This is a genomic window from Bacteroides sp. (assembly GCF_028690125.1).
GTDB lineage: Bacteria > Bacteroidota > Bacteroidia > Bacteroidales > Bacteroidaceae > Bacteroides.
The window spans coordinates 1-6221 of sequence record NZ_JAQVBV010000090.1 but is presented as its reverse complement, the minus strand read 5'-3'; the positions used below and the strand labels follow the sequence as shown (position 1 = coordinate 6221).

The 6221-nt window shown below is 41.3% G+C and carries 9 protein-coding genes; all 9 read right to left on the bottom strand.

The annotated features are described in order from the left end of the window. Nucleotides 1-55 precede the first annotated feature (55 nt). Nucleotides 56-409 carry a hypothetical protein gene (locus PHO71_RS24945; RefSeq protein ID WP_300208881.1) on the bottom strand — a complete coding sequence of 118 codons (354 nt, stop codon included), beginning with the start codon at nt 407-409 and terminating at the stop codon, nt 56-58. After that, nucleotides 393-743: a hypothetical protein gene (locus PHO71_RS24940; RefSeq protein WP_300208879.1), complete on the bottom strand. Its 351-nt coding sequence runs from the start codon at nt 741-743 to the stop codon at nt 393-395. The genes PHO71_RS24945 and PHO71_RS24940 overlap by 17 nt, the downstream gene beginning before the upstream one ends. Nucleotides 744-786: 43 nt before the next feature. Then, nucleotides 787-963 (bottom strand): hypothetical protein, encoded by a 177-nt coding sequence (locus PHO71_RS24935; protein ID WP_300208877.1) that lies wholly within the window; start codon nt 961-963, stop codon nt 787-789. 17 nt (nt 964-980) lie between these two features. Further along, nucleotides 981-3179 (bottom strand): hypothetical protein, encoded by a 2199-nt coding sequence (locus PHO71_RS24930; protein ID WP_300208875.1) that lies wholly within the window; start codon nt 3177-3179, stop codon nt 981-983. Continuing rightward, nucleotides 3176-3475 carry a hypothetical protein gene (locus tag PHO71_RS24925; RefSeq protein WP_300208873.1) on the bottom strand — a complete coding sequence of 100 codons (300 nt, stop codon included), beginning with the start codon at nt 3473-3475 and terminating at the stop codon, nt 3176-3178. The genes PHO71_RS24930 and PHO71_RS24925 overlap by 4 nt, the downstream gene beginning before the upstream one ends. A gap of 23 nt (nt 3476-3498) precedes the next feature. After that, nucleotides 3499-4752 carry a phage tail spike protein gene (locus PHO71_RS24920; RefSeq protein ID WP_300208871.1) on the bottom strand — a complete coding sequence of 418 codons (1254 nt, stop codon included), beginning with the start codon at nt 4750-4752 and terminating at the stop codon, nt 3499-3501. Then, nucleotides 4753-4911 carry a hypothetical protein gene (locus tag PHO71_RS24915; protein WP_300208869.1) on the bottom strand — a complete coding sequence of 53 codons (159 nt, stop codon included), beginning with the start codon at nt 4909-4911 and terminating at the stop codon, nt 4753-4755. 12 nt (nt 4912-4923) lie between these two features. Next, nucleotides 4924-5874 carry a BppU family phage baseplate upper protein gene (locus PHO71_RS24910; protein WP_300208867.1) on the bottom strand — a complete coding sequence of 317 codons (951 nt, stop codon included), beginning with the start codon at nt 5872-5874 and terminating at the stop codon, nt 4924-4926. Continuing rightward, on the bottom strand, nt 5875-6221 hold a 347-nt coding region (locus PHO71_RS24905; RefSeq protein WP_367279938.1), incomplete at its 5' end, for a hypothetical protein.

The window sequence follows — 6221 nt, the reverse complement described above, 5'->3', positions numbered from 1 at the left end:
TATACATAGGGTACTCCCAGCTTGGAACGGGCAAAAGCAACTAATTCCTCTCCTGTCATACATCTTCCCCCTTTACAACCTCTCTAATTGCCTGGTTCTGTTCCAGTAATGCCTGCATCTTGTCCAACGCTGTATCAACCCAGTCGGAAAAAACCTCAAACGAAACCACCTTTGCAACGGCAGGGAACCTTGTAATAAATAAATCATAAACATACCGTAGCTTTAACTGCCCTGTTCCACCGCCCAGTTCCTTCTCTGCTTCAATACAGGCGTATAACAACCACTCTTTGATTGTTTCCACTTGCTTTGCAGACGGCAGCCCTGCGAACTTATAAACCGCCACGGCGGCAGTCCCTGCAATCGCCAACAATACAACAAATAATACCCAATTTTCAACTAGCCATGTCATTATTATTCTCCCCCTTTAATTTGTCGACAAATGCTTCCTTTTCTGCTTCTTCATTTACTTTTGTTTCTTCTCTTTGTTTCCGCTTTGCCTCTCGCCTTTCTGTCAGCCTATCCTGCCTGCCCGTCCAGCGGTCAAACATCGTCATAACCCCGCAAATGCCTAGCTCCGTACCAAATACCGTTAAGGCATTTCCAACGATAGTGGATACATCTACGCTAAAATAGGCTAAAACCATGCCGGCAACCACCACCGCAACACAGAAAAGCAATGACAACACTACGATGGTGGTCATGGTATCATCATTAATCCGCAGACGTCTGCGTTTTTCCTTCATGGCAGCCTCCCCTCTCATTTCTGTTGATTTGCCCTCAGGCTCATTAATATTCCGCCATTTCCTCAACACTTGTCGGGTATGATAATTTATTTAATTCATCATACTGCTCTTGTGTTATGCCGCCCTTTTGCAAGTGAAAATCTGCTAGCATCATGATAAACTCTGCTTTTCCATCAACAATCCCTTTTTTTAATGCTTCAAATCTGTCAAATCCTATCATAAATAAACCCCTCCTTTTTATGGCTCTAAAACTGCTATTCTAGCATCAAACTCTAAATTGATTAGATTTTGCATCATTTGAAATTCTTTCAGACTAATCATGCCGCCCTTTAGGTTTTCAACCGCTTTCGCCAAATTCGCCGCATATTCAATGCTGATAGGGCTGAATATGTTGTAATTGCCGGTATAAAATTCAGTGTACTCATTGTTTGACGTCAACACACCCTCAATGCTAATTCCATAATCAGCAAAGTCTTCCTCGTCAATCGTAACAGGTGTCGCTAATTCGTAATAAATCACTGTGCCTGCTAACGCCGTTCTTGCCGCAACTATATCAGCATAAGTTCCCTTGGGAACAATTAGACCATACTTGAGAGTACTCACATTGCAAGCTTTACCTATGGCAATATCACTATCCATTGTTAAGACATTGTATGTTTCAAAACCTTCAAATTGAAACGAAAGTATTGCTCTGCTCGTAATGTCTATTAATTTATCGCCTGTTGGCTTAGTCACAAGAACTGCATCCGTAATTGTACCGCCTGTAGATATTGAATAGAAGTAGGAGCTAGGCAATACATATCTTTCCACCCTCTTGATTGCCCTGTATCTTCCATCTTTAAATTCCACTGTATTCTCCACGCCATTTGGCAATTTAGCCAAGTCAAATTTTGTGTTGTCTGTACATTGAATTGATGCGGTTGAACCTCGGTAATCTTCATATGGTAATGCTGTTGAACCTTCCTTTAGCTGTATAGAATATGAAGGTGAATCTGTTGAATGATTTACAAATTTCATAAATTCACAATTAGAAGGTGTTGTAAAAACTGGTAGACCATATGGGTCTACATACGATATAAATTTTTTATTATGGTCATAGTACCATAATGCTAAATCAAAAGTTTCACCCGTTGTTATCGATATTTTATAAGCTGTACTAGGTTTGAGTCTAATAAAGTTGGCACTTCTGGATTTGGAAGCAAACACAGTGGGCAAGCCAGTCGTTGAGGAAATAGAACCAACTTCTAACACCCCATCAAACAAATTCCTTCCCCTACTTACTACTTCAACCTTTTCGACACTTTTCAATCCTCCCCAATATTCGCTAATATTGGCATTGATCTCGCTTGCGGCCATGTTTTCAAAAGGGGTGCCTGTGATTGGGATTGCAAATACACTGACATTGCCATCCACTTCTATAACTTTACCGTTTGCGGTGGCGGCATCTGCAAATTGACCATACAGAATTACCCTGATATTGCCACTAAAGGTAGATGCATCAGCTATTGCATAAATGTCGTACCACGTGCCAACGATTGGATTTTGAATTTTTTGTGCAAAAGAACCTCCCGTTGTGCCCTTTATCTGTACCGCCAAAAATGCTGTTCCAGCATAAGCAGAATTTAACCTACACCGCCCTTTGATAAAATATTTTCCGTTGATGATTATTCTTGTTTCTGTCTTACCCGCCTGTGGAAAAGCCGACAATCCGTTGCCAGTAATCGTTAATATCTTGTTTGCGGCAGAAATAATTGCCGAGTCAGCATTCCACCCACTCGTACCTTGCGCAAAATCACCATTTACCACAACCTGTTGCATTGTATTTCCGCCCACAATGAATTCAGCGATACCGCTATAGCTATCCTCAACAGCTTTAATTTGCTCTAATCGTGTTAGCTGTATCGCTGTGTATTCTGGCGTGCTTACGCTGTCCAGTGCTGTATTGGACGTCGATAATGCCTGTGTTGCCTTTGCATCTATTCCATTGGCTATGGTTAATGCCTCTTGTGCCTTTGCATCGATTCCATTGGCTATGGTTAGTGCGGCCTCCGCAGCCATCATAATCTGTTCTGCTTCGGTCGGCGTGGGCTCGTCTGCTTCTCCGCCGCTTAATGCGCCCGAACTGATAACAGGAATGCCTTTTATTTTTTCCGTCGTAATACGGCTGTATGGTGATTCAATCACACCCACAATGGATATATATAACGATCCAAAGATTAGGCACTCTGACGGAATCTCAACCGTATTTTCCGTCAAAATCTGTGTTTTACTAATATTGCCGTTCGTGAATATTGCCTTTTTGCTGTAACCCGCCCAATCGTCACTAAACGTAAAAGTAGCCATAGCAATGTTTACGCTGTTGGCTACAAGTTGCGCCATCGTGGAAAATTGAATTGCCTGTCCGTTTACCGAAAAATCAATGTTTTGTACGATCATAGTATCCTCCCCCCGCTCAGCAAATACCCGATAAGTGCCCCTACAATAACGGTAACTGCGGTGCTTACGATACTTTCCCACCGCTTTGCAGGCTTCTCCGCTAGGGTTTTTACATCTGCTTTAATCTCACCAACGTCCTTTTTGATATAGCTCTGCTCGGTTTCCATCTTGGCGAAAGCATTGGTGAGTTGCTCAAGGTTTCCCTGGCGTTCCTCCACCTTATCCAATCTATACTTATTGCTCTTGCTTCGCTGGTCTACCTCAATTACTTTTTCTGCAATTTCATCTTGATTCATCGTTTCACCCCTCATTCACCTACTCATATAGTCCCCTCACTATCTATAATAGTTGTCCAACTCCCTTTTGTTCCTGTACTGCTGTATCTTAGTCCATAATTTCCAAAATGAAAGACTTTCGTTGCATCTTGGGTAGAAGTACCATCCATGCAAATGTATAGGCCACTCTCATTTATCGTCACCTTCCCCGAAATCAAACCGTATACCTGTTTCACTTCGGTGGATGCACCAACCGCAGTGGCAAGGCTCTTTTCCCCACTTGTAACGGAAGCGGTCAAATCAGCAACAAAATCCCCTAATTCCACCTCGTTATACTGTTCCAGCAGACAGTCCCATTCATAAGAAATCACTTGCGCCTTTTTACTAAAATTTATTTTTGTATTGGATACGGTTACCACATCCCCAAGCTTGACATCTTCCAAAATAACAAAATCCTTATACTCTTCCGTCTTTGTCAATAACTGAAAATTGGCTTTAATGTTTACCGTTGGCAAATCTACCCCACTATCAAATAAACTTTGTGCAAATGCTGTAAGCTGTGCCTGCGTTGTAAGGGAAGAATCCTCATATTTCCTTACTTTGGGATATGGGTAATCATTAATATGAGAACTATTCACAGGTGAACCGATTAACCCATCCTTGCCAACAGGAAATATTTTGGTTGCCACCTCACTAATATCCTCTTCAATTTCTAAGCCTATAAGGTTTTTACTGTATCGGATAGAAACCCCCTTATCACTTCCCACAGAAGGTAAAAAAGAGATATTATAATTATCCCTTAATATCTCACCGCCAAAAACAGATACAAAGCTATCATTATCTTCCCCAGCTCCTAAAAGTGCAGCTATGGGATTAATACTTGAAACTGTTATGCTTCCTGTGCCTGTAAGCGAGGTATGAAACGTGAACGGCATAGCATAGTTAAAAGCTGATTGTAAGCTACTCAATGCATTTTGTGGTGTCTGTGCTGTGATACTACAAGATTGAATAAAGTTGTCCATCAAATCATAGAAGATATGCCGTGCATACACTGTAATACTTTCCATGGTAGGCTTGATATTATAAATCCGAAAAGCCTGTTTGCCCTTTGGCGTACTGGCATAAAGAATGCAACCATTTTCAAGCTTTTCCCACTTCCCCAACTTATCATAGGGATGTTCCAGCTCCAATTCATACAGTCCGTTTAATTCTTCCGTTACAACACAAAAGCTTGGAAGCAATGCCCCCAAGCCTAGTGCGTCAAACGTTGTGCAATTCTTTTCATGTATGGTAATCATTTATACCACTTCCCCCCATGCGCCGTTATTGTACCGCTTGCCTAACAATGATACATCATAGGTTTCCAACAATATCATATTGTCGGCGGTAACAACTCCCGATAGCTGAGAAACACCAATGCAAATACTACTTTTATCAACCTGTGCGTAATAAAACATTGTATCCCTCCTTTAGTTAAATTCGATTACTTGATACGATGTAGTAACATTTGCGCCATCGCTGCTCAACTTAATCGTTAAAAATGTTTCGGTAAGGCTAAAAAGATACGGAACACAAATATCGCCGCCGCTTGTTTTGCCCATGCCGTTTAATACAACTTGGCATTTTGCAGGGTTCACAGATGATATTGTAAATGTTGTTGTACCTCCGTTGTTTACAGTCACAACACCCCTTTGAATACTTTTGATGTTTGACAATCCGTCGATGTGTGTTTGTAAATCTGTAATTTCATCCGTAACATGGGCGTTCACGGTCGATTCTATTCCAATTTTCGCAACCGCCATATTTCCAAAAACCGTTCCCCCAGTTGTATCAGTTGGCTCCCCGATTTTTCCGCTCACATCAAGCTGAATAGCTTCTTCTGTTTTATCTGCCAATCCCTCAAGCATTTCCCAAAACGTAGTCGCTTCATATTCTGCGGCCTTTTCCCCGGCTTCCCCGAAGTTTGTTTTTATGACATTCATCAATTCTAAGGAGTTTTGAATGCTTTGAAACAACGTAACCAATACACCAAACTCATTTGTGCTTTCTATCGCATTATCACTCCGCAGCATTTCCAGCACACAAATAGTAAAAGTCTGTGTTGACAAAACCTCTGTACTGCCATTCCATATCGTAATCTCTGCTTTTAAATCTCCGTATACCGCCAATGTTTGGCTTGTCAATTCAAACTGACACCTGCCTGTGGTGGCATCGGTAACCTCTCCCTCTGTAAACACCTCTGTGCTATCGGGTTTTTTAAAATAAATCTTTACGCTGTGCCCTGTTAAATTGATAGGTACGCCATTGCTGTATAACGAAACATCTAAAAAACGGCTTGCAGTATCGTTCTGCTTTGCCGTTACAATGTTGTTTATTTTTTGGTTCACATCAATCAATAATCTGTTGTAGGTTTGTGCCATTTATAACCACCTCCATTTCGGTTCTATTTCCACTTTTGTTACATTTCCCGTCCAGCTGATACTGTTTTCCTTCACTTCAAACCGTGGGAATTCCATAGCCAAAAAGGAATTGTTTTTGTTTACTGTATCCTTGTAAACTTCCTGTAGCTCGCTATTGATTGTGACATAGCCATCAATTCCAGTCAGGGAATAATTCACATCATTGATCATGAGTGTTACATCACCTACGCCATAAATCGTGATTGTCGGTTCGCTGTAAATCGTACCTTGGTTGTAGATAGTTGTGCCTGTTGTAAGGCTCATTTCTTCATCTGCATGGTCTACGGAATGCTTGAACGGAAATACCT

Coding starts and splice junctions, on each gene's coding strand:
- PHO71_RS24945 (WP_300208881.1), bottom strand. CDS start 409: ATGACATGGCTAGTTGAAAATTGGGTATTATTTGTTGTATTGTTGGCG.
- PHO71_RS24940 (WP_300208879.1), bottom strand. CDS start 743: ATGAAGGAAAAACGCAGACGTCTGCGGATTAATGATGATACCATGACC.
- PHO71_RS24935 (WP_300208877.1), bottom strand. CDS start 963: ATGATAGGATTTGACAGATTTGAAGCATTAAAAAAAGGGATTGTTGAT.
- PHO71_RS24930 (WP_300208875.1), bottom strand. CDS start 3,179: ATGATCGTACAAAACATTGATTTTTCGGTAAACGGACAGGCAATTCAA.
- PHO71_RS24925 (WP_300208873.1), bottom strand. CDS start 3,475: ATGAATCAAGATGAAATTGCAGAAAAAGTAATTGAGGTAGACCAGCGA.
- PHO71_RS24920 (WP_300208871.1), bottom strand. CDS start 4,752: ATGATTACCATACATGAAAAGAATTGCACAACGTTTGACGCACTAGGC.
- PHO71_RS24915 (WP_300208869.1), bottom strand. CDS start 4,911: ATGTTTTATTACGCACAGGTTGATAAAAGTAGTATTTGCATTGGTGTT.
- PHO71_RS24910 (WP_300208867.1), bottom strand. CDS start 5,874: ATGGCACAAACCTACAACAGATTATTGATTGATGTGAACCAAAAAATA.